The sequence below is a fragment of the Pantoea sp. USHLN256 genome (assembly GCF_037149875.1).
GTDB classification, from domain to species: Bacteria; Pseudomonadota; Gammaproteobacteria; order Enterobacterales; family Enterobacteriaceae; genus Pantoea; species Pantoea nemavictus.
The window spans coordinates 767,030-791,326 of the sequence record NZ_JBBCQO010000001.1 but is presented as its reverse complement, the minus strand read 5'-3'; the positions used below and the strand labels follow the sequence as shown (position 1 = coordinate 791,326).

Here is a 24,297-nt window from a genome sequence, read left to right as displayed (position 1 = left end):
GCATTTTATTGCGCTAATTAGTGCAGAATCTTCGCCAGGAAGTCTTTAGCGCGGTCGGATTGCGGATTGTTAAAGAAGTCATCCTTATTGGTGTCTTCAATAATTTTCCCTTCATCCATAAAGATCACGCGGTTAGCGACTTTACGCGCAAAGCCCATTTCATGCGTCACCACCATCATGGTCATACCTTCATTCGCTAACTCAACCATTACGTCTAACACTTCGTTGATCATTTCTGGATCGAGCGCAGACGTCGGCTCATCAAACAGCATTGCTACCGGATCCATGCACAATGCACGGGCAATCGCTACGCGCTGCTGCTGACCACCGGAAAGCTGCCCCGGAAATTTATCGGCGTGCGCTGCCAGCCCAACGCGTTTTAGTAGGTTCTGCGCTTTCTCGCGCGATGCTGCTTTATCCCGCTTCAGCACCTTAACCTGCGCCAGCGTCAGATTCTCAATGATGCTGAGATGTGGGAACAGTTCGAAGTGCTGAAACACCATGCCCACTTTGCTACGCAACTGGGCGAGGTTGGTTTTTTTGTTATTCACTTCGGTGCCGGTCACCTGAATGCTGCCTTTTTGAATCGGCTCCAGACCGTTGACGGTTTTAATCAGCGTTGATTTACCTGAGCCAGACGGACCGCAGACCACCACCACTTCACCTTTTTTTACTTCGGTGGAGCAGTCGGTCAGCACCTGAAAGTGCCCATACCACTTCGAAACATTTTTCAGGCTAATCATTTAAACCGTCCTTTTTCTTTTCAGATAGGTAACCAACAGCGAAGCGCTCAGGCTGATCACGAAGTAGACCAGACCGGCAAACAAAATCATTTCAACCTGGGTTCCGTCGCGCTCACCAATGGTAGAGGCGGTGCGGAAGAAGTCAGCCAGGCTCAATACATACACCAGCGAGGTATCCTGGAACAGGACAATACCTTGCGTCAGCAACAGCGGCACCATGGCGCGGAACGCCTGCGGCAGCACGATCAATTTCATCGATTGCCAATGCGTCATGCCCAGCGCCAGTGCGGCGTTGGATTGACCGCGCGAGATGCTCTGGATGCCCGCGCGGATAATTTCCGAATAGTACGCAGCCTCAAATAACGCAAATGCCACCATGGCGGAGATCAGGCGAATATCCGATTTAGGCGATAAGCCCAACACCTGTTGCAGGAACGCGGGCACGACCAAATAGAACCATAACAGCACCATCACCAACGGCACGGAGCGGAACAGGTTGACGTAAAGCTTGGCAAACCAGCGCACCGGCGCAATCGGCGACAAGCGCATCACCGCCAAAATTGTGCCCCAGATAATGCCAAATACCACGGCAATCGCAGTGATCTTGAAGGTAATGATCAACCCATTCCATAAGTAAGGCAGGCTGGGAACAATCGAACTCCAATCAAACTCGTACATTATTTGCCTCCCATATTGCCAGGCAGGCGGATTTTGCGTTCTACCATACTCATAATCAGCATGATCACCAGGTTAATGCCGACGTACGCCAGGGTGATGGCAGTAAAGGATTCATAGGCATGGGCGGAGTAATCCAACAGCTTGCCCGCCTGCGCCGCCATATCCACCAGACCGATGGTTGAGGCGATGGCCGAGTTCTTCACCAGGTTGAGCATTTCCGAAGTCATCGGCGGTACAATCACGCGATATGCATTCGGCAGCAGCACATAACGATAGGTTTGCGGCAGTGTCAGCCCCATCGCTAAGCCCGCATTTTTCTGACCGCTTGGTAGCGACTGAATCGCCGCGCGCACCTGCTCACAGACACGTGCTGCGGTGAACAAGCCAAGGCAAATCGTGGATGAAACGAAGAATTGAATATTGGGGTCTAGCTCCGCTTTAAACCACATGCCAAGGTTTTCCCCGACCAGCTCTGGCGCCACCAGATACCAGAAGAAGAACTGCACAATCAGCGGGATGTTACGGAACAGTTCTACGTAGCAGGTGCCAATCGTCGCCAGCAGGCGGTTGGGCACGGTACGCAGAATGCCAAAGAAGGAACCTACCAGGAAGGCGATAATCCAGGCGCAGCAGGACACCGCAATGGTGACCTGAAATCCGGACCACAGCCAGCCAAGGTAAGTCGTATTGCCGAACGGGGCCTGTTCAAGAAAAATGCCCCAGTTCCAATCGATACCCATAACGAGCTCCGGTAAAAAAAGGGTAGCGAGGCTACCCATAAGATTGTTGAGCGGTGTCTTACGTCCTGCTTCAGGGGAACGGCCTGTTACAGTCTGTCTGTCCGCACCGCATGTTCAGCAATCGAGAGGGCAGCGGGGCTGCCCTTGTTGTCGTTGTTAATTCAGAGGGCTTTATCGTTCGGTGCTTTGAACAGGGCCTGCATGTCACTTGAAAGTTCGAAGTTCAGGTTCAGATTTTTCGGTGGAATTGGCTGTTTGAACCAGGTTTCAAACCATTTTGACGCCTCGCCCGAGGTCTGCGCCTTGGCAATAGTTTCATCCATCAGCTGTTTGAACTGGGGATCCTGATTACGCAGCATGCAGCCGTAAGCTTCTTTCGACTGCGGCGTGCCAACGATATCCCAGTTGTCAGGCTTCTTGGCCTTCGCACGTTCACCCGCCAGCAGCGCATCATCCATCATGAAGGCCACAGCACGACCGGTCTCCAGCGTACGGAAAGAATCACCATGGTCTTTTGCGCTGATGATGCGCATATCCATTTTCTTCTCATCGTTCAGCTTGTGCAGCAGCACTTCAGAGGTGGTACCTGAAGTCACCACAACGGTTTTGCCTTTCAGATCATCGAAATCTTTGATGTCGCCGCCTTTTTTCACCAGCAGACGCGTACCGATGATGAACACGGTGTCAGAGAAAGCCGCTTGTTTCTGACGCTCAAGGTTGTTGGTGGTAGAACCACACTCAAAATCGTAAGTGCCGTTCTGCAACAGTGGAATACGGTTCTGTGAGGTAATAGGCAGCATTTTAATCTGCAGATCCGGCTTATTCAGCTTGGCCTTAATGGCGGCAATAATGGCGTTAGAATAATCCTGTGAATAGCCAACCACTTTTTGCTGGTTGTCATAGTAAGAAAAGGGAACTGACGACTCACGATGCCCAACGACGATCACGCCGCTATCATTGATTTTTTTCAGGGTACCGGTGAGATCTTCCGCCTGGGCCGCTCCCGCTGCTGCTCCCAACAGCAAAAGAGATAATGCCACTTTGCGTATCTGCATGTTCCAACTCCTTCGTATGGATGTCGCGCAGAACATAAACTGCGCAGATTGTGATGTTGTGTGTATTTCGTGCTGCTTTTTTAGTTATCCCATGGCGCAACTGCACGCAGGATAGTGATTAACATAGCGAATTGTTAACGCAATGAAACAAAAAAGTTTCTTTTTTGCGAGCCGCTCCGCACCAATAAAAGGCAAAAATTTCCTGATGCGCTAACAGAGTGCACATCAATGCCACAAATTAGTGCGTGAAGGTTGCAATACGCTGACAAAAGCCAATGTTTGCGAAAATCACTGAAATAAATAGCAATGATCGTGCCAGCACGATGAATATCTGTAAAAAGACAGCAGAGAATCGGGGAAAGCGGGGCGGAAGAGAGAGAAAACAGCGGATAAAACAGGCGAAGTGTTTACTTCGCCTGTCGTGACAGCAACCGGATTAGTGACGACGGCGCAAAATCGCTACCACGATGCCAATCAACGTCAGAATCCATACTGGCCAGATACCCGCTTTGGCATACGGTGTTTCACCGCGGGTTGGTGTCACTTTGGCTTCCATAACGTCGCGCGTGAACTGTGGCAGCTCCTTCTCCACCTCGCCGTTGGCGTTTACTACCGCGGTAACGCCATTGTTGGTGGAACGCAGCAGCGGACGTCCCAGCTCCAGCGCACGCATGCGCGCCATCTGGAAATGCTGCCATGGCCCGATCGAATGGCCGAACCAGGCATCGTTAGAGACCGTCAACAAGAAATTGGTATCCGGACGGAAGTTGGCTCGAACCTGTTCCCCCAGCACGATCTCATAGCAGATAGCGCTGGTTAGGTTATAACCCGACACTTTCAGCTGCGGCTGAACATAGGCGCCACGGCTAAAGGATGACATCGGGAGATCGAAGAATGGAGCTAATGGCCGCAGCAGCTCCTCCAGCGGTACAAATTCACCAAAGGGTACCAGATGGTTTTTCTGATAACGGTTCTGGCTTTGATAGCTGTAAGGCTGTTCGCCACCCAATACAATGACTGAGTTATAGTCGTGATAGCGATGATCACCTTCCACGCGCGAATCCACGATACCGGTAATCAGTGAACTGCCACGCGCGCGCAGCTTAGCATCCAGCGCACGCAGAAACGGCTGCTGGTTGCTTTCCAGATCGGTAATCGCTGATTCCGGCCAGATGATGATCGGTGCTTTACCGATAAACGGCTGGCTGTATGAGGTGTAGACGCGCAGCGTATTCAGTAACTGCTGGGGATCCCACTTCATCGACTGTGGAATGTTGCCTTGCACCATGGCGACATCAACACTACGTTCCGGCAGCGGCTGATACCACTGCAGCATGCGCAGTGGCCACGGCAGCAACAGCAGTAACGCGGCGGCTATTAAACTTTTTACCGTGCGGTGATGTAACGCGTGAACCAGCAGGCCAGCGATAACCATCAGCAGGAAGGTAATGGTTTCTACCCCGGCTAACGGCGCTAACCCCTTCAGCGGGCCGTCAATCTGGCTGTAGCCAAACTGCAGCCACGGAAAGCCGGTGAGAACCCAGCCGCGCAGGAATTCGCTAACTTGCCATAAAGCCGGTGCTGCCAACGCCAAACGCCATAGCGTTGCGCGTGGCCAGAAACGGTTAAGTAAGCTGGCGAACAGCAGCGGATAAAGCGACAGATAGGCCGCCAGCAGAATCACCAGGAAGATGTTAACCGGGCCGGGCATGCCACCGAATGTGGCAATGCTGACGTAGACCCAGTTGATGCCGCTACCAAACAGTCCAAATCCCCAGACGAAGCCGATGGCCGCCGCCTGTGCAGTGCGGCGTTCCAGCAGCAACAGCTGCAGACCAAACAGCGAAATTAACGCAGCGGGCCAGAAATCGTAGGGAGAAAAGGAAAGGGTGCCAATGGCACCCATAATTAACGCCAGCAGCAGGCGTACCCGCTGCTGCGAGTAAAGAGAGGCTAAAGCCATAAAATTATTCGTCTTCCAGTTGCGGTTGGGGTGAGTCTTCCGGAATTTTTACATGCACCTGGATAATACGGCGGCTGTCAGCCATTGCGACTTTGAACTGATAACCATCAATGACAATACTTTCGCCGCGAGCGGGAAGGTGGCCGAATCCCTGCATGACCAATCCGCCAATGGTATCGACTTCGTCATCGCTGAAATCGGTGCCAAAGACTTCGTTAAAATCTTCAATTTGCGTTAAAGCACGCATGGTGTAGGTGTAACGATTGAGCTGGCGAATATCACGACCTTCTTCATCGTCATACTCATCTTCAATTTCGCCAACAATCAGCTCAAGAATATCCTCGATGGTCACCAGACCAGAGACGCCACCAAATTCATCAATGACAATTGCCATGTGATAACGCTGCGAGCGGAACTCTTTTAGCATGCGGTCAACGCGCTTGCTTTCAGGCACCACCACGGCGGTGCGCAGCACCTTTTCCATGCTGAACGGCTCAGACGCGCTCGCCATAAACGGCAGCAGGTCTTTGGCCATCAAAATGCCTTCAACATGATCTTTGTCTTCGCTGATCACCGGGAAACGTGAATGCGCAGATTCAATAATCACCGCCAGGCACTCTTCCAGAGTTTGGTTGCGTTTCAGGGTGATCATTTGTGAGCGTGGGATCATGATGTCCCGCACGCGCTGTTCGGCAATATCCAGCACCCCTTCGAGCATGTCGCGGGTATCCTGGTCGATCAGCTCTTTCTGCTCAGAATCGCGGATTAACCCCAGCAGTTCATCACGGTTTTTTGGCTCACCGTGAAACAGTTGGTTGATTAGCAGGGAGAAAAATCCCTTTTTACTACTGGGTGCGTCGCTGTTTTGAGAATGGTCGTCGCTCATGGCGTTTTTATTTCGTTCTCTCTAATGAGGGATTGGGGCTGCCGGCATCCGCGCCAGCAGCGCAATAACCTGAACCAACGGCTCAGGCGTCTTCTTTCTCCGAAATGTACGGATCAGGATAACCAAGAGCAAGCATTATCTCGGTCTCCAGCGCCTCCATCTCTTCGGCTTCTTCATCTTCGATATGGTCGTACCCCAGCAGATGCAGCGTACCGTGCACAACCATATGCGCCCAATGCGCTTCAACGGTTTTACCTTGTTCAGCAGCCTCTTGCTCGACAACCTGGCGGCAAATGATCAGATCGCCCAGTAGCGGTAACTCAATTCCCGGTGGGGCTTCAAACGGGAAAGAGAGCACGTTCGTCGGCTTATCTTTGCCGCGATAAGTCAGATTAAGCTCATTACTCTCCGCCTCATCCACCAGGCGAACAGTGACTTCGCTTTCCGGCTGAAAGGGTGTTACCGCCGCTTCCAGCCAGCGTTGAAAATCGCGCTCCGCAGGCAGATGGTTTTCATCGGCGCAGGCCAGCTGTAAGTCTAAAATCACCGCGCTCATGAACGCTCCTGCGGGCTGGTTTGGGTGGCAAGCTGAGCCGCGATAGCTTCGCGTTTGCGCTCTTCTGCCTGTTGATCACGGCGTTTCTGATCGGCGGTTTCCCAGGCTTCATAAGCATTCACGATGCGTGCGACAACCGGATGACGCACCACGTCTTCGCTGTGGAAAAAGTTAAAGCTGATCTCATCGACTTCTGCCAGCACTTCAATGGCGTGGCGCAAGCCGGATTTGGTGCTACGCGGCAAGTCAATCTGCGTTATATCACCGGTAATCACCGCTTTGGAATTGAAGCCGATACGCGTCAGGAACATTTTCATCTGCTCGATGGTGGTGTTCTGGCTCTCATCAAGAATGACGAAGGCGTCGTTCAGCGTGCGTCCGCGCATGTAGGCCAGCGGAGCGACTTCGATGACGTTACGCTCAATCAGTTTCTCTACACGCTCAAAGCCGAGCATTTCGAACAGCGCGTCGTAGAGTGGACGCAAATAGGGGTCCACTTTCTGGCTGAGGTCGCCGGGCAGGAAGCCGAGTTTTTCACCGGCTTCCACCGCCGGACGCGTCAGCAAAATACGACGAATCTCCTGACGTTCCAACGCATCCACCGCGGCAGCCACCGCCAGATAGGTTTTACCAGTACCGGCCGGGCCAATACCAAAAGTGATGTCGTGCGCGAAAATGTTAGCGATGTATTGTGCCTGGTTAGGCGTGCGCGGTTTGATCACGCCGCGCTTGGTTTTGATATTCACCGCTTTACCGAATTCCGGCACGCTCTCAGCGCTTTGTTCCAGTACACGGCTCTCTTTGATCGCCAGGTGAATCTGGTCCGGTTCGATATCTTTAATCTGACCACGCATCGGGGCGGTATCAACGTACAGGGTACGCAGGATATTCACGGCAGCGTCCACGCACAGCGAGCGTCCAGTCAGCGTGAACAGGTTGTCGCGACGTTTGATTTCTAGGCCCAAACGGCGCTCTAGCTGCTTCACATTATCATCCATCGGACCGCACAAGCTCATCAGTCGTTGGTTATCTGCCGGTTCAAGGGCTATTTCACGCGTTTCGATATTCAAATGAATCCTTAAGGTCACTCAGGGCCAGTTGAAAAGGTGTGCCGGATGCTGGCATCAAAGCGTTCAGCATCTTTATGGAATTATTTATGGCGCTGCGCATAGGCGCAAGCTTCAGAAGCGATATTTGGGCAGCGTCTGCGGAAAGCAAGGGCGACAGGATGAAACAGGCGATAGCGCTTTGTGCGCTATCGCTCAACGTTTGAGGTTTCAAGGCTGGAACAGACCAACGCCGATTTCGTTCTCTTTGCGGGTACGGGCAATCACCGACGCTGGACTCTCTGCTACACGCAGCGCCATTTGCTCTTCGGTGCGCACCAGCACGCCACGCAGTGAGCTGGCGTAGACATCAACAATTTCAACATCAACAAACTTACCGATCATTTCAACCGGCGCTTCGAAATTCACTACGCGGTTGTTATCGGTACGACCGGTCAGCTCCATCACATTCTTGCGTGAAATTCCTTCGACCAGTACGCGCTGCGTAGTGCCCAACATGCGGCGGCTCCACGCCATTACCTGTTGATTGATGCGGTCTTGCAGGATGTGGAGACGCTGCTTTTTCTCCTCTTCCGACACATCATCTGGCAGATCGGCCGCTGGCGTGCCTGGGCGCATCGAGTAGATAAAGCTGAAGCTCACATCGAAATTCACTTCGCCCACCAGCTTCATGGTCTGCTCGAAGTCCTGCTGTGTCTCACCCGGGAAGCCGATGATGAAATCAGAGCTCAGCTGGATATCCGGACGCGCCGCTTTCAGCTTGCGAATAATCGCTTTGTACTCCAGTGCGGTGTGAGCACGCTTCATCAGGGTCAGGATACGATCCGAGCCACTTTGGACGGGCAGATGCAGGAAACTTGCCAGCTCGGGAGTATCACGATAGACCTCGATAATGTCATCGGTAAATTCAATCGGATGGCTGGTGGTGAAGCGAATACGGTCAATGCCGTCGATTGCCGCCACTAAGCGCAGCAATTCAGCAAAGGTACAGATATCGCCATCAAAGGTGGCACCGCGATAGGCATTGACGTTCTGGCCCAGCAGGTTAACTTCTCGTACGCCCTGAGCGGCCAACTGGGCGACCTCAAGCAGAATATCGTCGCTTGGACGGCTTACTTCCTCACCGCGGGTGTAAGGCACTACGCAGAAAGTGCAGTATTTGTTGCAGCCTTCCATGATGGAAACAAACGCGGTTGGGCCATCTGCGCGCGGTTCGGGCAGGCGGTCAAATTTTTCGATTTCCGGGAAGCTGATGTCTACGATTGGGCTTTTACTGCCGCGTACGGTGTTGATCATCTCCGGCAGGCGATGCAACGTTTGTGGACCAAACACGATATCAACGTAACTGGCGCGTTGACGCAGACGTTCACCTTCCTGCGAGGCTACACAGCCACCCACCCCTATGATCACCTCGGGATTATCGGCTTTCAGCTTTTTCCAACGGCCTAACAGTGCAAAAACCTTCTCCTGCGCTTTTTCACGAATTGAGCAGGTGTTGAGCAGCAGAACGTCCGCTTCTTCAGCTGCCTCAGTGAGGGTATAGCCGTGCGTACTGTTCAGCAGATCGGCCATCTTCGATGAATCATACTCATTCATCTGACAGCCCCAGGTTTTAATATGCAGTTTTTTGGTCATCGAACTAGCCATTGGTTAACGCGAAGTGCAGGGCGCGTATTGTAATGCCTCGCTGCAGCTGTGACCAGCTAACCCTGCATACTTCACGCATGCACGTCGCATCGAATGACGAATTTCCGGTACACTTTAGCTATCAACGTGATGCTGTAAGGTCTCACGGCAAAAAGAAGGATTAGAGTCGATGCAGGATTCACATTTTGATGTGGTGATCGTGGGCGGTGGCATGGTTGGCGCGGCGCTGGCGTGTGGTCTGGCGCAGCAACAGTTCCGCGTGGCAGTGATTGAACGAGCGGAGCCAGCGGCCTTTGATGCTAGCAGCGAGCCGGATGTGCGAATTTCCGCGATTGGTGCCTCCTCAGTCGCGCTGCTGCAGCAGCTGGAGGTTTGGCAGCGCGTTCTGGATATGCGCTGTGCACCTTATCGGCAGTTGGAAACCTGGGAGTGGCAAAACGCGCATGTATCATTTGATGCAGCGTCGCTTGGATTACCTGAGTTGGGCTTCATGGTGGAGAACAGCGTGCTGCAGCGGTCGCTGTGGGAAAAGATGCAGGAAGAAGGCATCACGCTAATTTGCCCGGCGAGTTTACAGGGTTTGCAGCCGCATAGCGCTGGCTGGCATGTGCAACTGGATAGCGGCCAAACGCTGGATACGCGTTTAGTGGTCGGCGCTGATGGTGCCAACTCACGGGTGCGTCAATTAGCGGGCATTGGCGTGCGAGGATGGCACTATGCGCAATCCTGTATGCTTATCAGCGTGGAGTGCGAGCAGGATGTTGGCGACTCCACCTGGCAGCAGTTTACGCCGCAAGGGCCACGTGCTTTCCTGCCGCTGTTTTATCGTCGTGCTTCGCTGGTGTGGTATGACGCGCCGGCGCGTATTCGTCAGCTGCAAAGTTTGCCGTTGTCACAGCTGGAGAAAGAGATTCATGCGAACTTTCCGGCCCGTGTGGGAAACTTTAAAGTCAAAACCGCAGCATCGTTCCCGCTGGTGCGACGTCATGCTACGCGTTATGTGATGCCCGGATTAGCGCTGGTGGGGGATGCGGCGCATACCATCAACCCGTTGGCCGGGCAGGGTGTTAACCTGGGCTATCGGGATGTGGATGCTTTGATCACTACGCTGGTTGAGGCGCGCAGCCAGGCGGAGCTTTGGGCATCGGATGCCGTGCTGCAGCGTTATCATCGTCAGCGTTATAAAGACAACTTACTGATGCAGGGCGGGATGGATCTGTTCTACTTCGCATTTAGTAATAAGCTGCCGCCATTGCGCTTTGCGCGCAATCTGGCGCTGATTGCCGCGGAGAATGCCGGAGCGTTAAAACGGAAGGTGCTGCGCTACGCGCTAGGTTTATAAATCGTAGGGGGCGCATCAATGCGCTCCGGGTTAATGCCCGAATGCAGAAAACAATAAAGCCCGCAAAAGCGGGCTTTATTGTGCAATTTGGCTGGGGTGCAGGGATTCGAACCCCGGAATGCTGGTATCAGAAACCAGTGCCTTACCGCTTGGCGACACCCCAATAGGTGTTTAATCAAATTGTCTTTTTATGGCTGGGGTGCAGGGATTCGAACCCCGGAATGCTGGTATCAGAAACCAGAGCCTTACCGCTTGGCGACACCCCAATAATTTGGTGGCTACGACGGGATTTGAACCTGTGACCCCATCATTATGAGTGATGTGCTCTAACCAGCTGAGCTACGTAGCCTTTGTACTGCTTACTGCATCCGACGATGGCTGGGATACCTGGATTCGAACCAGGGAATGCCGGTATCAAAAACCGGTGCCTTACCGCTTGGCGATATCCCATTCGTCGATTTTGTATCCACAACATTTTCCGGATTGGCTGGGGTACCAGGATTCGAACCTGGGAATGCTGGTATCAAAAACCAGTGCCTTACCGCTTGGCGATACCCCATCCGGCTGCCGAAGACTGAAATGGTGCGGGAGGCGAGACTTGAACTCGCACACCTTGCGGCGCTAGAACCTAAATCTAGTGCGTCTACCAATTTCGCCACTCCCGCAAAAAGATGGTGGCTACGACGGGATTTGAACCTGTGACCCCATCATTATGAGTGATGTGCTCTAACCAGCTGAGCTACGTAGCCATCTTTTTCGCGTAACCTTCATCGGCGTTGCGGGGCGCATTATGCGTATTGAGTCTTGTAGCGTCAACAATTTTTTTGCCGTTTTTCGCCTTAAAACGCCTGTTTGTCTGGCTTGTAACCAGGCTGGTGGTTTATTCGGCAATTTTCACTCATGACATCATCTATTGCACAAAAAAGGGGCTCATTTGAGCCCCTTATCTTGTTGAGTAAAAACCTTATTTATAAGCGGACTGATGCACACCTACGGCACGGCCTGAAGGGTCATCCATTGATTTAAAGGCTTCATCCCACTCGATGGCTTTAGCTGAAGAACAGGCCACCGATGGACCGCCCGGTACACACTCTGCAGCGCTGGCAATTGGGAACAACTCCTCAAAGATTTCGCGATACAGATACGCTTCTTTCGAGTTCGGTGTGTTGTACGGGAAGCGGAAATGCGCAGTCGACAACTGTTGGTCAGTGATCTGCTTCGCCGCCACTTCTTTCAGCGTATCGATCCAGCTGTAGCCAACACCGTCAGAGAACTGCTCTTTCTGGCGCCACGCCACGCTTTCTGGCAGATATGAAGAGAAGCATTCACGCAGAATGTGTTTCTCCATCTTGCCGTTGCTGCCGCACAGTTTATCTTCCGGGTTGATACGCATCGCCACGTCGAGGAATTTCTTGTCGAGGAACGGTACGCGCGCTTCCACGCCCCAGGCGGACATCGCTTTGTTGGCGCGAGCGCAGTCAAACATATGCAGAGCCAGCAATTTACGCACGTTCTCTTCATGGAATTCTTTAGCGTTTGGCGCTTTATGGAAATAGAGATAGCCGCCAAAGACTTCATCCGCACCTTCGCCTGACAGCACCATTTTGATGCCCATCGCTTTGATCTTACGCGACATCAAATACATCGGCGTAGATGCGCGAATGGTGGTCACATCGTAGGTTTCAATGTGATAAATCACGTCACGAATCGCATCCAGACCTTCCTGCACGGTGAAATGGATTTCGTGGTGCACGGTGCCAAGATGCTCTGCCACCGATTTCGCTGCTTTCAGGTCTGGAGAACCTTCCAGGCCCACCGCAAAGGAGTGCAGCTGCGGCCACCAGGCATCGCTCTTATCGGCATCTTCTACACGTTTTGCGGCGAAACGCTTGGTGACGGCAGAGATAATGGAAGAGTCGAGTCCACCAGACAGCAGCACGCCGTAAGGTACGTCGGACATCAGGTGACTTTTCACTGACTCTTCCAGCGCATGTTTCAGCTCTGCTGCGTCGGTGGCGTTGTGCTCGACGGCGGAAAATTCCATCCAGTCACGCTGCCAGTAACGACGAATTTCACCATCGGCGCTCGACATGTAGCTTCCCGGCGGGAACTCTTTAATGCTGCGACATACTGGCACCAGTGCTTTCATTTCGGAAGCAACATACAGGTTGCCGTGCTCATCGTTGCCCATATACAGCGGGATAATGCCGATATGGTCGCGGCCAATCAGGTATTGCTGCTTAACGCTGTCCCACAGAATAAAGGCGAACATGCCCTGCAGTTCGTCGAGAAAATCAACGCCTTTTTCCTGATACAGCGCCAGTATAACTTCGCAGTCGGAACCGGTCTGGAAGGCGTAACGATCGCTCAGCTCAGCACGCAGCGCTTGATGGTTATAAATTTCACCGTTAACAGCCAGTACGTGGGTGTGGTCAGCGTTATACAGCGGTTGTGCGCCGTTGTTAACGTCAACAATCGACAAGCGCTCATGCACCAGAATGGCTTTATCATCCGCATAAACACCTGACCAATCTGGGCCGCGGTGACGCATCAGACGAGAAGATTCCAGCGCTTTCTTGCGCAGCTCAATAGGATCGCTCTTCAGATCCAGCACACCAAAAATTGAACACATAACTGACTCCTGATCTCACCTTGTGGCGAAGTTATTTCTACGTTTGTCCGGCAGCAATGACTGCGTGATGTATAAGAAAATGCGCTAAGTGATGGTGGTAGTGCAAGTGAAATCACGATTCTTTGATAAAAATAATGTTGATGGGCGCGTAATGTTGGATTTTATCCAATAAATACATCTTTAATTTAGATGGCATCTAATGAATTTGGATTGTTGCTCAATTTGTGTTCAGGTGATGTTCGCCTGAGGAGGGATTTACCTCATTAAAAACAAAAGCCCTGCTTGAGCAGGGCTATAAGAAGATATTATGGCTGGTATCAAAAGAGATCGATATCGGCGACCGATGGGTAAATCCAGTCCGGTCGGAATGGCATCGCATCAATATCACTGAGCGTTGAAACGCCCGACAGCACCAGAATGGTTTCCAGGCCGGCCTGGAAGCCTGCCAAAATATCGGTACGAAGGTTATCCCCGACAATCACCGTCTCTTCAGAATGCGCATGCATTTTGTTTAATGCCGCGCGCATGATGTACGGGCTTGGCTTACCAACATAAAACGGTTTGCGGCCAGAAATGGTCTCAATCCCGGCACAGAGCGCCCCGCAGGCGGGAACAAAGCCACGCGCATGCGTATCGGGATTGGTTGCGATAAAGCGTGCGCCGTTAGCAACAAAGAAAGCCGCTTTATGCATCATGTCCCAATTAAATGAGCGCGTTTCACCCACGATTACGAAATCTGGATTGACGTCGGTGATAGTAAAGCCCGCTTTGTACAGCTCATGGATTAATGCACCTTCGCCAATCACATAGGCTTTTTTCCCCTCCTGACGCTTGAGGAAGTCAGCCGTAGCCATCGCCGAGGTATAAAACACCGAATCTGGCACCTCAACCCCCGCGTTGGCAAAGCGGTTGGCCAGATCAAGAGCCGTTTGTGATGGGTAGTTGGTCAATACCACCAATGGCATATCTTTCGCCAGAATGCGCTGCAGAAATTCGTTCGCGCCGGGAACGGCGGTGTTGTCGTGCATCAACACGCCGTCAATGTCACAGATTACGCTTTTAATCGTCATAGATTGCATCCGGTCGGGCCTGCCAGATAGCAGGCTGGTGATTACTCTTCCAGCAGATGTTGCAACAAAATGCCATTCAGCATAGCGCGTTTTGCTAAGGCAAAGGCGCCAATTGCCGAGCGATGATCGAGCTCGGAACGCATCACCGGCAGATTCTTACGAAATGCCGGAAGTGTCTGCGTATTGATGCAACCTTCAATGGCAGGAAACAGCACTTTGTCGGCTTCAGTGATTTCACCGGCCAGCACCACTTTTTGCGGATTGAACAGGTTGATGGCGATGGCAATCGCTTTACCCAAATAGCGGCCGACGTATTCGATAACTTCGCACGCCAGCGCGTCACCTTGATTAGCTGCGCGACAGATCTGCGGCATCAGGCAATCATTAAGTGTTAGTGAGCTGGGATAGCCCTGATTAAGCAGGTGCCGCACGCGATTTTCAATCGCACCATTGGCAGCGATGGTTTCCAGACAACCGAAGTTTCCGCAATGGCAGCGTTCTCCTAACGGATCGACCTGAATATGGCCGATCTCGCCAACGTTACCGTTGCTGCCGAGGAAAATATGGCCATTGGCAATAATGCCAGCGCCGGTACCACGGTGTAAACGCACCAGAATGGAGTCAGCACAGTCGCGGCTTGCACCGAAGTAGTGCTCTGCCAGTGCCAAACTGCGAATGTCATGACCAACAAAACTGGTGACGTTAAAGCGTTTTTTCAGACTGGAAACCAGTGGCCAATGACTTACCGCGATATGCGGCATGTAGCGAATGATGCCATTAATCGGATCGACTAAACCTGGCAGAATCACCGCGATAGCGATCAGCTCATGAATCTTACGCTGATGTGCCGCCATAAAAGCGCTGATGGCATTGAACAGCGCATTCTCCAACGTTTCCTGGGTGCGCTCCGGCAGCGGATAATCTTCCTGCGCCAGTGATTTTCCGCTCAGATCGAACAGCGTCAGCGTGGCGTCATTACGCCCTAAGCGTACGCCGATAGTATGAAAATGACGGGTTTCGGTAATAATTGAGATGGCGCGGCGACCACCGGTGGAGGCTTGTTGCTCCACCTCTTTGATGAGGCCGCGCTCAATGAGCTGGCGGGTGATTTTGGTGACACTGGCGGGCGCAAGCTGACTGTGTTCGGCTATCTGTATGCGCGAAATGGGTCCTTGTTGATCTATTAGCCGATAAACGGCTGCACTATTGAGTTGTTTAACAAGATCGACATTTCCTATTTGAGACTGGCCGCCAGTGGTCATTCAATACTTACTCGCTGAGGACGTTGTCTCCGTTGACTAACGTCTTAGTGATTTGATAATCGCGGGTAAAGACAGTCAGGTTGGCGACTTTTCCTGCTTCAACCGTACCTAACTGTTTCTCCACACCCATTGCCTGCGCCGGATAAAGTGTTGCCATACGCAGCGCTTCATCAAGAGCGATGCCACAGTGTTCAACGCTATTCTGCACCGCTTCAATCATGGTTAATGCAGAACCGCTGAGCGTGCCGTTCTCATCAACGCAAAGGCCATCGCGATAGTATATTGTTTTGCCTGCAAAAATGAATTGATCAATCGAAGCGCCAGCTGGTGCTGTGGCATCCGTCACTAACACCAGTTTGTCGCCCTTGATGCGTTTTGCATTGCGCACATTAGCGTAATGGACATGTAAACCATCTGCAATGATGCCGCAGTATACATCAGGCGAATCAAACAGCGCACCGATCAGACCTGGCTCACGTCCGGCAAACGTTGGCATTGCATTATAGAGGTGCGTGGCAAAGCTCACACCGGCGCTAAAGCCGATTTTTGCCTCTTCATAGGTCGCATTAGAGTGACCCGCTGAGACGATAATTCCCGCATCACGTAATTGACGAATCACGTCACTGCCGGCGTTTTCAGGGGCCAGCGTGACTTTAGTGATGACATCCGCGTTTGCACGGAGAAAATCCACCAACTCAGCATCCGGCAGACGAATTAATTCAGGATTGTGCGTGCCTTTTTTGGCTTTGTTCAACCACGGACCTTCCAGGTGCAGGCCCAGCGCCTGATGCTGATGCTTAGCCAGATAGGCGCGCATGGTTTCGATTGCGCGTTTCATTAGCGCATCGGTGCTGGTAATCAGCGTTGGTAAATAGCTGGTACAGCCTGATTTTTCATTGGCACGCTGCATAATCTCCAATGTATCCACGCTTAACGCATTGATATCGTCATTGAACTGCACGCCGCCGCAGCCATTCAGCTGCAAATCAATAAAACCAGGAGCGATAAACGCACCAGCCACATCCTGCTGTGCCATTGCCGCGTCCAGGGCATCACGCGGACACACACGCTCAATCAGGCCATCCGCAATCACAACTGCATGATTGTCCAGAATTTCATGACCGGTAAAAATCCGGCCGTTCACTAATGCGTACATCGTTTATCTCTCCCGGCTAAGCCTGCCGCCAACCAGCAGCAGGTTTTTTTACAACGTGTTTTCACACACCTTTCATATTTTCCGCTTCCATTTCGCGGAAATATTTCACGGTTTTCACTTTCAGTTCCATCGTTGCTGGTTCATCACATACCACGACGGATTTTGCATGCAGCTGGAGGCAGCTAATGGTCCACATATGGTTAACGTTACCTTCAACCGCGGCCTGCAGCGCTTGCGCTTTCAAATGACCTGTTACCAGAATCATTACCTCTTCTGCATCCAGCAGCGTACCAACGCCAACGGTCAGCGCGTATTTGGGTACCTGATCCACATCACCGTTAAAGAAGCGAGAGTTTGCGATGCGGGTATCGTGCGTCAGGGTTTTAATGCGGGTACGAGATGAGAGGGATGACGCCGGTTCATTGAAAGCAATATGACCATCGTTGCCTACGCCGCCCATAAACAGGTTAATTTTGCCGTAAGCGCGGATCTTCTCTTCGTATTGGCGGCATTCTGCGTCAATATCTTCGGCATTACCATTGAGAAGATTGATGTTTTGCTCTTGAATATCAACATGATCGAAAAAATTACGATACATGAAGCTGTGGTAACTTTCTGGATGCTCTTTTGGCAGACCTACATACTCATCCATATTAAAGGTGACCACGTGCTTAAAACTAACCTGGCCCGCTTTGTGCATGTCGATCAGGTGCTTGTAGGCTTCCAGCGGTGTTCCACCGGTTGGTAAACCCAACACAAAAGGACGTTCTGCGCTAGGCTTAAACGCATTAATGCGGTTAACGATGTGGCGTGCAGCCCATTTACCCACTTGGGTCGGTGTGGCCAAAGGGATCAGTCTCATGTCTTCACCTCAATTAAGATTGGAAATGTGGAGTTGCCGTTTCTCTGACAGTATTCTGCCCTTAAGCGTAATGCGTTTAAGCGTAGCCATTAGGGAAAAGTGCGACTCGATATTTTTCATCATAAAATAAGTTTGTGTTGCTGGCTAGCATTTCGCATTATCAAACCATCATTTTGGTGATTAAAGTCACAGTTGGAGTGGTTTTAATTTGCGAGGCGAATTAATTTATCTTTACACTGCGCCTCGTGGTCAAAAGTGTCATCAAGGTACCGGGCGACGGGATAATAAAATCAACTCGCGCTACGGCAAAACGCCAGTCTCATAGGGGGAGAATAAGGTGAGTATTCTAGGATATCTGCAAAAGGTCGGCCGCGCGCTTATGGTGCCGGTAGCGACTTTGCCGGCAGCGGCAATCTTGATGGGTGTTGGATATTGGATCGATCCAGATAGCTGGGGTGCAGGTAATGCACTGGCGGCACTGCTGATCAAATCCGGTTCGGCAATCATCGACAATATGTCCGTGCTGTTTGCCATTGGTGTGGCATACGGTATGTCAAAAGATAAAGACGGTGCAGCAGCATTGACCGGTTTCGTGGGCTTCCTGGTGGTAACCACACTCTGTTCACCGGCAGCGGTAGCGATGATTCAGAAAATGCCGGTGGAGCAAGTTCCTGCCGCCTTCGGTAAAATTAACAACCAGTTTGTCGGTATCCTCGTCGGTATCCTCTCTGCTGAGGTTTACAATCGCTTCAGCCATGTTGAACTGCCAAAAGCGCTGTCATTCTTTAGCGGCCGCCGTCTGGTGCCTATTCTTGTCTCCTTCCTGATGATTGCCGTGGCCTTCGTGCTGATGTATGTCTGGCCGCTCATTTTTGGTGGGCTGGTGAGCTTCGGTGAGCACATTCAGAAGATGGGCTCAGTGGGTGCGGGTGTCTATGCCTTCTTTAACCGCTTGCTGATTCCTGTTGGCCTGCATCATGCGCTGAACTCAGTGTTCTGGTTCGACGTCGCGGGTATCAACGATATTCCTAAATTCCTGGGCGGCGCACAGTCTATCGCGGAAGGTACGGGTATCCCAGGTATCACCGGTCGTTATCAGGCGGGCTTCTTCCCAATCATGATGTTTGGTCTTCCGGGGGCAGCGCTGGCAATTTATCACTGCGCCCGTCCAGAAAACCGCGCCAAAGTCGGCGGTATCATGCTGGCGGCAGCATTTGCGGCCTTCTTTACCGGTATTACCGAACCGCTGGAGTTCTCCTTCATGTTCGTGGCGCCGGTACTGTATGTGATTCACGCTGCACTGACCGGTCTCTCCGTGTTCATCGCCGCGAGTATGCAGTGGATTGCCGGTTTCGGCTTCAGTGCGGGTCTGGTGGATATGGTGCTGTCGACGCGCAACCCGCTGGCCGTGCACTGGTGGATGCTGATCCCACAAGGTCTGGTGTTCTTCGTTATCTACTATGCGGTGTTCCGCTTCACCATTCAGAAATTTAACCTGATGACACCGGGTCGTGAACTCTCTGCGGGCGATGAAACCGATGGTTATGATGTGAATGTCGACCATAGCGGTAATGGTGAAAGCCAAACCGAATCTTTGGCGCGCCGTTACATTGCAGCCGTGGGCGGTTCTGAAAACCTCACGACCATCGATGCCTGTATTACCCGACTGCGTTTGAACGTCAAAGACTCTGCACAGGTAAATGAAGGCGTCGCTAAGCGTCTGGGTGCTTCAGGTGTGATTCGCCTGAACAAACAGAGCGTACAGGTTATCGTCGGCACCCAGGCTGAAAGCATTGCTACAGCGATGAAAACGGTACTGAGCAAAGGCCCGGTTGCGGCATCCGCAGCTGCGTCACCTGTAGCACCGGCTCCAGCGGCAAAACCGCAGGCGGTACTGAACAGTGAAAAAGCGGTAATCGCTACGTTACTGGCTCCGGTTACCGGTGAAATTGTTGCGCTAGAAAATGTTCCTGATGAAGCGTTCGCCAGTAAAGCAGTGGGTGATGGTCTGGCAATCAAGCCAACCGGAAAAACCGTTGTCGCGCCAACTGCTGGCACCGTGGTGAAGATCTTCAACACTAACCATGCGTTCTGCCTCGAAGCGGAAAATGGCGTTGAGATTGTGGTGCACATGGGTCTGGATACGGTTGCGCTGGAAGGTAAAGGTTTCACGCGTCTGGTGGAAGAGGGCGCAACGGTAACTGCAGGTCAGCCAATCCTCGAAATGGATCTGGATTATCTCAACGCCAACGCGCGCTCGATGATCAGTCCAGTCGTCGTCAGTAATAGCGATGATTTCGCGGGTCTGAATTTACTGGCAACCGGTTCAGTGGTTGCAGGTCAAACTCCGCTGTACGAGGTTAAAGGCTAAGTCCTTGTGATTGAGCCAGAAGGCAGGAAGCGATTCCTGCCTTTTTTGTTTTAAAACGACCAACAAACGGTTGTTTCCCTCCTGCGCTTTGTGGATCATACTCCGTTACTTCGTGGTACAAATCACCCGTTATAGCTTTTGAGGATTTTGAGATGAGTGAGGCTGAAGCCCGCCCAACGAACTTTATTCGTCAGATCATCGACGAAGATTTGGCGAGCGGTAAGCACAACACTGTGCATACCCGTTTCCCGCCTGAGCCCAATGGTTATCTGCATATTGGCCATGCGAAATCTATCTGCCTGAACTTTGGTATCGCACAAGATTACCAAGGGCAGTGCAACCTGCGTTTCGACGACACCAACCCAGTGAAAGAAGATCTGGAGTTTGTCGAATCCATAAAGCGTGACGTGCAATGGCTGGGCTTTGAGTGGAGCGGCAACATTCGTTACTCCTCAGACTACTTTGACCAACTCTTTAACTATGCCGTTGAGCTGATTAATAAAGGCTTGGCGTATGTTGATGAATTGTCGGCAGATGAGATCCGCGAGTATCGCGGTTCTCTCACAGCACCAGGCAAAAACAGCCCGTATCGCGATCGCAGCGTGGAAGAGAACTTAGCGCTGTTCCAGAAAATGCGCGATGGTGGCTTCGAAGAGGGCAAAGCCTGTTTACGTGCCAAAATCGATATGGCATCCAGCTTTATTGTGATGCGCGATCCCGTGCTGTATCGCATCAAGTTTGCCGATCACCATCAGACTGGCAGCAAGTGGTGCATCTATCCAATGTACGACTTCACTCACTGCATTTCTGATGCGATTGAAGGTATTACGCATTCTCTCTGCACGCTGGAGTTCCAGGATAACCGTCGTCTGTACGATTGGGTGCTGGATAACATCACCATTCCGGTGCACCCGCGTCAGTATGAGTTTTCACGTCTGAATCTGGAATACGCAGTGATGTCCAAGCGTAAACTGACTCAGCTGGTGAGCGAAAAAGTTGTGGAAGGCTGGGACGATCCGCGCATGCTGACCGTTTCCGGTTTGCGTCGTCGTGGTTACAGCTCGGCTTCGATTCGTGAGTTCTGCCGCCGCATTGGCGTTACTAAGCAGGACAATATCGTAGAAATGGCTTCACTGGAGTCGTGCATTCGTGACGATCTCAATGAAAACGCGCCGCGTGCGATGGCCGTGATGGATCCCCTGAAGGTGGTGATTGAAAATCTGCCAGCGGGTCACGAAGAGATCATCACCATGCCAAATCATCCCAACAAACCGGAGATGGGTACGCGTGAAGTGCCATTCAGCCGTGAAGTGTGGATCGATCGCGCTGACTTCCGCGAAGAAGCCAATAAACAATACAAGCGTCTGGTGCTGGGTAAAGAAGTGCGTCTGCGTAATGCTTACGTGATTCGTGCTGAACGTGTAGCGAAGGATGATGAAGGCAATATCACCTGTATCTACTGTACTTGCGATGTTGATACGCTGAGCAAAGATCCTGCTGATGGGCGTAAAGTGAAAGGCGTTATCCATTGGGTTTCTGCAATTCACGCGTTGCCGGCGGAATTCCGCCTGTATGATCGTCTGTTTAGTGTGCCAAATCCGGGCGCGGCTGAGGATTTCCTCACCACCATTAACCCGAACTCACTCGAAACCAAACAGGGCTTCGTTGAGCCTGGTCTGCGCGAGGCCGATTCAATGGCACCGTATCAGTTCGAACGTGAAGGCTACTTCTGTGCTGATAGCGTTTATTCGCAGCCGTCAAAACTGGTGTTTAACCGCACCGTTGGATTGCGCGATACCTGGGCGAAAATCGGCGATTAATTATTTTGTCGCTAGCACGATAAGATCATGAAAGGGCGAGCAATCGCCCTTTTTTATTGCCTCTATTTGGCCACCCGCAATCTTTTATGCTGCCTCCCTGTTGATGCGATTAATTCCTCATTTACGACTATTCTGACTTTAGCAAAATTAAACCATTTGCCAGTGTGAAAAACTTTTTTTCAGGTAGGCTATGCGCACTCAAACGTTGCTCCGCGGGTTATCAAAGGATAAAAAATGACAAGTCTTGCCCTGGAAGCCAAGCACAGTGTGGTTGTATTACATCAGCTTATCGAACGTATTTTCAATCAGGTTGAAGGCAGTGATGACAGCATTGATCTGTTTTTATCGCACTTTCATCCCGAATTTAAAATGGTGACACCGCAAGGCAAACAGTTGGATCTCAATGAGATGGAAACGCTGTTTCGCCAATTGAATGGGCAACGCGAAGGCATGCGTATTGCGACCAGTGAGCACGCTATTATCTCGCAGCAAAGCGAAGAGGTGACGATTCAATATCGTGAATTACAAATGATGAATGGCATCAATCAGAGCCGCATTTCACTGGCGGTTCTCGATTGCAGCACCAGCATTCCGCGCTGGCGTTACCTGCAAGAAACCATCGTTGCCTGATTTCAGGTATAAAAAAACCGGCTCAAGCGCCGGTTTTTTTATACTGCATAGCACACTCAATTACTTATCGTGGAGCGTGTCGTCTTCGCGGCAGTCTCCCAGAGCACAGTGACCGTACAAGTACAGGCTGTGGTTACTGAGTTTGATACCATGGCGAGTGGCAATTTCACGCTGACGCGTTTCAATTGATTCATCGCTAAATTCGATAACCTTGCCACAATCGAGGCAAATCAGGTGATCGTGGTGATGTTGCTGGGTCAGTTCAAAGACAGATTTACCGCCTTCAAAATTATGACGGGTAACGATGCCCGCGTCGTCAAACTGGTTAAGAACGCGATATACCGTTGCCAGACCAATCTCTTCGCCCATATCGATCAGGCGCTTATACAAATCTTCCGCACTGACGTGATGGGACTCGGGTCCGGGTCCCTGAAGCACTTCCAGAATTTTCAGTCTGGGGAGCGTGACTTTCAGGCCAGCCTTCTTCAATGCGGAGTTGTTGTCAGTCATGCGGATATTGTCCTGTTACTTTGCTAGTCACTTGCGGCGCAGGGGCCTTGAATGTTTAGGTCAACGCGCATTCTCATTTGCGTCTCATTATAGAACTCAAGCAGTGAAATGAAAACCAAGGCAACGTCCTTAATCACCAAAAGCAGTAAGGATAATGTCACTAACGCCTTCAAGACGCTTGGATTTTGGATTCCATTTCACTCAGCCTCATTCTACTGCCAGAGGAATAAGCGGATGACCATTGCGGGTATTCTACAGATTTGCGGGGAAAAGTTAAAAAACCGTAGCTATTATTTTTATAGGAAATTCCGTTGCCCGATGTGAACTTGCGCGCACATCGGGCAGAGCAGGGGATTACGCTTCAATAATCTCTTTCAGCTGCAGTTCATCGAAGATCTGCTTCACCCAGGTTTCAACGCGCTCATTGGTCAGCTCGGGTTGACGATCTTCGTCAATCGCCAGACCGAGGAAGTGTTTATCATCGGCCAAACCTTTAGATGCTTCAAAATGGTAGCCTTCGGTTGGCCAGTGGCCGACGATGACTGCACCATTCGGCTCAATGATGTCGCGGATGGTGCCCATCGCGTCGCAGAAGTATTCGGCGTAATCTTCCTGATCGCCACAACCAAACAGCGCTACCAGCTTGCCATTGAAATCAATCTCTTCCAGCGTCGGGAAGAAATCATCCCAGTCACACTGCGCTTCACCATAATACCAGGTTGGAATGCCCAGCAGCAGGATGTCGAACGCATCGAGATCTTCTTTGGTGCTCTTAGCAATGTCATGCACTTCGGCGACATCTTTACCCAGTTGTTTCTGGATCATTTTTGCAATGTTTTCAGTGTTGCCGGTATCGCTGCCGAAGAAAATGCCTACGATTGCCATGGGTTAGGTAACCTCTTAGATCCTGATTGTGAAAGTAAGTCAGTTGACTGCACAGTAATGCGAATAATAGCAGACCGGTAAAAAGTGCGGAACTTGTAAAGCCGTGTCTTTGTGTTCCAGCGTGCGGTCTTCGCGCGTTACGACAGTTTGAGCTGTGCCAGCAGCATTTGTTCAATCAATTCGCTGCGACTGATGTTTTGCTGGTCGGCCAGCGTGCTGAGCGCGTCAACCGCCTCGCTGGACATCTTCAGCTCGACACGACGCAGCCCACGCACTTTATCGCGCTTGAGCTGATTACGTTTGTTGATGCGTAATTGTTCATCACGCGTCAGCGGGCTGGTTTTCGGGCGACCAGGACGCCGCTCGTCTGCAAAGAGATCAAGCGTAGTGCGGTCTGTCTGTTCTTTTGCCATGGTTTGTAA

21 protein-coding genes and 7 tRNA genes are annotated in these 24,297 nt (G+C 51.6%); 4 read left to right on the top strand and 24 right to left on the bottom strand.

Annotated elements, in window-relative coordinates; translation table 11 throughout:
• Positions 1–17: 17 nt before the first annotated feature.
• The 9 genes from WFL93_RS03750 to miaB form a co-directional block, all read right to left on the bottom strand.
• The gene (locus WFL93_RS03750) at positions 18–743 is read right to left on the bottom strand and encodes an amino acid ABC transporter ATP-binding protein (RefSeq protein WP_007890690.1); all 726 of its coding nucleotides are present in this window, start codon (positions 741–743) and stop codon (positions 18–20) included.
• Positions 744–1,421 (bottom strand): glutamate/aspartate ABC transporter permease GltK, encoded by a 678-nt coding sequence (gene gltK, locus WFL93_RS03745; RefSeq protein WP_007890689.1) that lies wholly within the window; start codon positions 1,419–1,421, stop codon positions 744–746.
• On the bottom strand, positions 1,421–2,161 hold the full coding sequence (locus WFL93_RS03740; protein WP_336777264.1) for an amino acid ABC transporter permease: 741 nt from the start codon (positions 2,159–2,161) through the stop codon (positions 1,421–1,423). The genes gltK and WFL93_RS03740 overlap by 1 nt, the downstream gene beginning before the upstream one ends.
• 161 nt (positions 2,162–2,322) lie before the next feature.
• Positions 2,323–3,216, bottom strand: coding sequence for a glutamate/aspartate ABC transporter substrate-binding protein (locus WFL93_RS03735; RefSeq protein ID WP_007890687.1), 894 nt, complete (start codon positions 3,214–3,216; stop codon positions 2,323–2,325).
• Positions 3,217–3,652: 436 nt separating this feature from the next.
• Positions 3,653–5,179 (bottom strand): apolipoprotein N-acyltransferase, encoded by a 1,527-nt coding sequence (lnt, locus tag WFL93_RS03730; protein ID WP_336777263.1) that lies wholly within the window; start codon positions 5,177–5,179, stop codon positions 3,653–3,655.
• Between the two features lie 4 nt (positions 5,180–5,183).
• Positions 5,184–6,065 (bottom strand): CNNM family magnesium/cobalt transport protein CorC, encoded by an 882-nt coding sequence (gene corC, locus WFL93_RS03725; RefSeq protein WP_049850895.1) that lies wholly within the window; start codon positions 6,063–6,065, stop codon positions 5,184–5,186.
• Positions 6,066–6,147: 82 nt separating this feature from the next.
• The gene (gene ybeY / locus WFL93_RS03720; RefSeq protein WP_336777262.1) at positions 6,148–6,621 is read right to left on the bottom strand and encodes an rRNA maturation RNase YbeY; all 474 of its coding nucleotides are present in this window, start codon (positions 6,619–6,621) and stop codon (positions 6,148–6,150) included.
• Positions 6,618–7,691 carry a PhoH family protein gene (locus WFL93_RS03715; protein ID WP_049850896.1) on the bottom strand — a complete coding sequence of 358 codons (1,074 nt, stop codon included), beginning with the start codon at positions 7,689–7,691 and terminating at the stop codon, positions 6,618–6,620. Before WFL93_RS03715 ends, ybeY begins: the two co-directional genes overlap by 4 nt.
• A gap of 207 nt (positions 7,692–7,898) precedes the next feature.
• A complete protein-coding gene (miaB, locus tag WFL93_RS03710; protein WP_049850897.1) occupies positions 7,899–9,323 on the bottom strand; it encodes a tRNA (N6-isopentenyl adenosine(37)-C2)-methylthiotransferase MiaB in 1,425 nt (474 codons plus the stop codon).
• A gap of 181 nt (positions 9,324–9,504) precedes the next feature.
• On the opposite strand from miaB, the gene ubiF reads away from it, so the two are divergent.
• The gene (gene ubiF / locus WFL93_RS03705; RefSeq protein ID WP_336777261.1) at positions 9,505–10,677 is read left to right on the top strand and encodes a 3-demethoxyubiquinol 3-hydroxylase; all 1,173 of its coding nucleotides are present in this window, start codon (positions 9,505–9,507) and stop codon (positions 10,675–10,677) included.
• A gap of 88 nt (positions 10,678–10,765) precedes the next feature.
• On the opposite strand, the gene WFL93_RS03700 is transcribed toward ubiF, so the two are convergent.
• From WFL93_RS03700 to nagB, 12 genes are all read right to left on the bottom strand, one after another.
• Positions 10,766–10,840 (bottom strand) — tRNA-Gln (locus WFL93_RS03700).
• A gap of 28 nt (positions 10,841–10,868) precedes the next feature.
• Positions 10,869–10,943: transfer RNA gene (locus tag WFL93_RS03695), tRNA-Gln, on the bottom strand.
• Positions 10,944–10,949: 6 nt separating this feature from the next.
• Positions 10,950–11,026: transfer RNA gene (locus WFL93_RS03690), tRNA-Met, on the bottom strand.
• Positions 11,027–11,052: 26 nt separating this feature from the next.
• Positions 11,053–11,127 (bottom strand) — tRNA-Gln (locus tag WFL93_RS03685).
• Between the two features lie 34 nt (positions 11,128–11,161).
• Positions 11,162–11,236, bottom strand: a tRNA-Gln gene (locus tag WFL93_RS03680).
• Positions 11,237–11,257: 21 nt separating this feature from the next.
• Positions 11,258–11,342 (bottom strand) — tRNA-Leu (locus tag WFL93_RS03675).
• A 7-nt stretch (positions 11,343–11,349) separates the two neighbouring features.
• Positions 11,350–11,426: transfer RNA gene (locus tag WFL93_RS03670), tRNA-Met, on the bottom strand.
• Between the two features lie 215 nt (positions 11,427–11,641).
• Positions 11,642–13,309 carry an asparagine synthase B gene (asnB, locus tag WFL93_RS03665; RefSeq protein ID WP_336777260.1) on the bottom strand — a complete coding sequence of 556 codons (1,668 nt, stop codon included), beginning with the start codon at positions 13,307–13,309 and terminating at the stop codon, positions 11,642–11,644.
• A gap of 317 nt (positions 13,310–13,626) precedes the next feature.
• On the bottom strand, positions 13,627–14,379 hold the full coding sequence (locus WFL93_RS03660; protein WP_036621535.1) for an HAD-IIA family hydrolase: 753 nt from the start codon (positions 14,377–14,379) through the stop codon (positions 13,627–13,629).
• 41 nt (positions 14,380–14,420) lie between these two features.
• Positions 14,421–15,641: a DNA-binding transcriptional regulator NagC gene (gene nagC, locus WFL93_RS03655; RefSeq protein ID WP_049850899.1), complete on the bottom strand. Its 1,221-nt coding sequence runs from the start codon at positions 15,639–15,641 to the stop codon at positions 14,421–14,423.
• Positions 15,642–15,648: 7 nt separating this feature from the next.
• The gene (nagA, locus tag WFL93_RS03650; RefSeq protein WP_336777259.1) at positions 15,649–16,797 is read right to left on the bottom strand and encodes an N-acetylglucosamine-6-phosphate deacetylase; all 1,149 of its coding nucleotides are present in this window, start codon (positions 16,795–16,797) and stop codon (positions 15,649–15,651) included.
• 61 nt (positions 16,798–16,858) lie between these two features.
• Positions 16,859–17,659, bottom strand: a complete 801-nt coding sequence (nagB, locus tag WFL93_RS03645) for a glucosamine-6-phosphate deaminase (RefSeq protein ID WP_007890676.1) — start codon at positions 17,657–17,659, stop codon at positions 16,859–16,861.
• A 343-nt stretch (positions 17,660–18,002) separates the two neighbouring features.
• Here nagB and nagE point away from each other — a divergent pair, with 343 nt between their 5' ends.
• The 3 genes from nagE to WFL93_RS03630 all read left to right on the top strand — a co-directional run bounded on the left by nagE (position 18,003) and on the right by WFL93_RS03630 (position 22,480).
• Positions 18,003–20,030: an N-acetylglucosamine-specific PTS transporter subunit IIBC gene (gene nagE / locus WFL93_RS03640; RefSeq protein ID WP_036621574.1), complete on the top strand. Its 2,028-nt coding sequence runs from the start codon at positions 18,003–18,005 to the stop codon at positions 20,028–20,030.
• A 152-nt stretch (positions 20,031–20,182) separates the two neighbouring features.
• Entirely contained in the window at positions 20,183–21,850 is a 1,668-nt protein-coding gene (glnS, locus tag WFL93_RS03635; protein ID WP_049850900.1) for a glutamine--tRNA ligase, read from the top strand.
• A gap of 234 nt (positions 21,851–22,084) precedes the next feature.
• Positions 22,085–22,480 carry a hypothetical protein gene (locus WFL93_RS03630; protein ID WP_180823257.1) on the top strand — a complete coding sequence of 132 codons (396 nt, stop codon included), beginning with the start codon at positions 22,085–22,087 and terminating at the stop codon, positions 22,478–22,480.
• Between the two features lie 60 nt (positions 22,481–22,540).
• Here the strand turns inward: WFL93_RS03630 and fur are convergent, their stop codons facing one another.
• The 3 genes from fur to ybfE form a co-directional block, all read right to left on the bottom strand.
• Positions 22,541–22,990, bottom strand: coding sequence for a ferric iron uptake transcriptional regulator (gene fur, locus WFL93_RS03625; protein WP_007890672.1), 450 nt, complete (start codon positions 22,988–22,990; stop codon positions 22,541–22,543).
• Between the two features lie 354 nt (positions 22,991–23,344).
• A complete protein-coding gene (gene fldA, locus WFL93_RS03620) occupies positions 23,345–23,875 on the bottom strand; it encodes a flavodoxin FldA (RefSeq protein WP_007890671.1) in 531 nt (176 codons plus the stop codon).
• A 137-nt stretch (positions 23,876–24,012) separates the two neighbouring features.
• Positions 24,013–24,288: a LexA regulated protein gene (gene ybfE / locus WFL93_RS03615; protein ID WP_007890670.1), complete on the bottom strand. Its 276-nt coding sequence runs from the start codon at positions 24,286–24,288 to the stop codon at positions 24,013–24,015.
• Positions 24,289–24,297 lie beyond the last annotated feature (9 nt).

Coding starts and splice junctions, on each gene's coding strand:
- WFL93_RS03630 (WP_180823257.1), top strand. CDS start 22,085: ATGACAAGTCTTGCCCTGGAAGCCAAGCACAGTGTGGTTGTATTACAT.
- lnt (WP_336777263.1), bottom strand. CDS start 5,179: ATGGCTTTAGCCTCTCTTTACTCGCAGCAGCGGGTACGCCTGCTGCTG.
- WFL93_RS03735 (WP_007890687.1), bottom strand. CDS start 3,216: ATGCAGATACGCAAAGTGGCATTATCTCTTTTGCTGTTGGGAGCAGCA.
- ubiF (WP_336777261.1), top strand. CDS start 9,505: ATGCAGGATTCACATTTTGATGTGGTGATCGTGGGCGGTGGCATGGTT.
- WFL93_RS03740 (WP_336777264.1), bottom strand. CDS start 2,161: ATGGGTATCGATTGGAACTGGGGCATTTTTCTTGAACAGGCCCCGTTC.
- fldA (WP_007890671.1), bottom strand. CDS start 23,875: ATGGCAATCGTAGGCATTTTCTTCGGCAGCGATACCGGCAACACTGAA.
- WFL93_RS03660 (WP_036621535.1), bottom strand. CDS start 14,379: ATGACGATTAAAAGCGTAATCTGTGACATTGACGGCGTGTTGATGCAC.
- nagA (WP_336777259.1), bottom strand. CDS start 16,797: ATGTACGCATTAGTGAACGGCCGGATTTTTACCGGTCATGAAATTCTG.
- nagB (WP_007890676.1), bottom strand. CDS start 17,659: ATGAGACTGATCCCTTTGGCCACACCGACCCAAGTGGGTAAATGGGCT.
- corC (WP_049850895.1), bottom strand. CDS start 6,065: ATGAGCGACGACCATTCTCAAAACAGCGACGCACCCAGTAGTAAAAAG.
- glnS (WP_049850900.1), top strand. CDS start 20,183: ATGAGTGAGGCTGAAGCCCGCCCAACGAACTTTATTCGTCAGATCATC.
- ybeY (WP_336777262.1), bottom strand. CDS start 6,621: ATGAGCGCGGTGATTTTAGACTTACAGCTGGCCTGCGCCGATGAAAAC.
- fur (WP_007890672.1), bottom strand. CDS start 22,990: ATGACTGACAACAACTCCGCATTGAAGAAGGCTGGCCTGAAAGTCACG.
- WFL93_RS03750 (WP_007890690.1), bottom strand. CDS start 743: ATGATTAGCCTGAAAAATGTTTCGAAGTGGTATGGGCACTTTCAGGTG.
- gltK (WP_007890689.1), bottom strand. CDS start 1,421: ATGTACGAGTTTGATTGGAGTTCGATTGTTCCCAGCCTGCCTTACTTA.
- miaB (WP_049850897.1), bottom strand. CDS start 9,323: ATGACCAAAAAACTGCATATTAAAACCTGGGGCTGTCAGATGAATGAG.
- ybfE (WP_007890670.1), bottom strand. CDS start 24,288: ATGGCAAAAGAACAGACAGACCGCACTACGCTTGATCTCTTTGCAGAC.
- nagC (WP_049850899.1), bottom strand. CDS start 15,641: ATGACCACTGGCGGCCAGTCTCAAATAGGAAATGTCGATCTTGTTAAA.
- asnB (WP_336777260.1), bottom strand. CDS start 13,309: ATGTGTTCAATTTTTGGTGTGCTGGATCTGAAGAGCGATCCTATTGAG.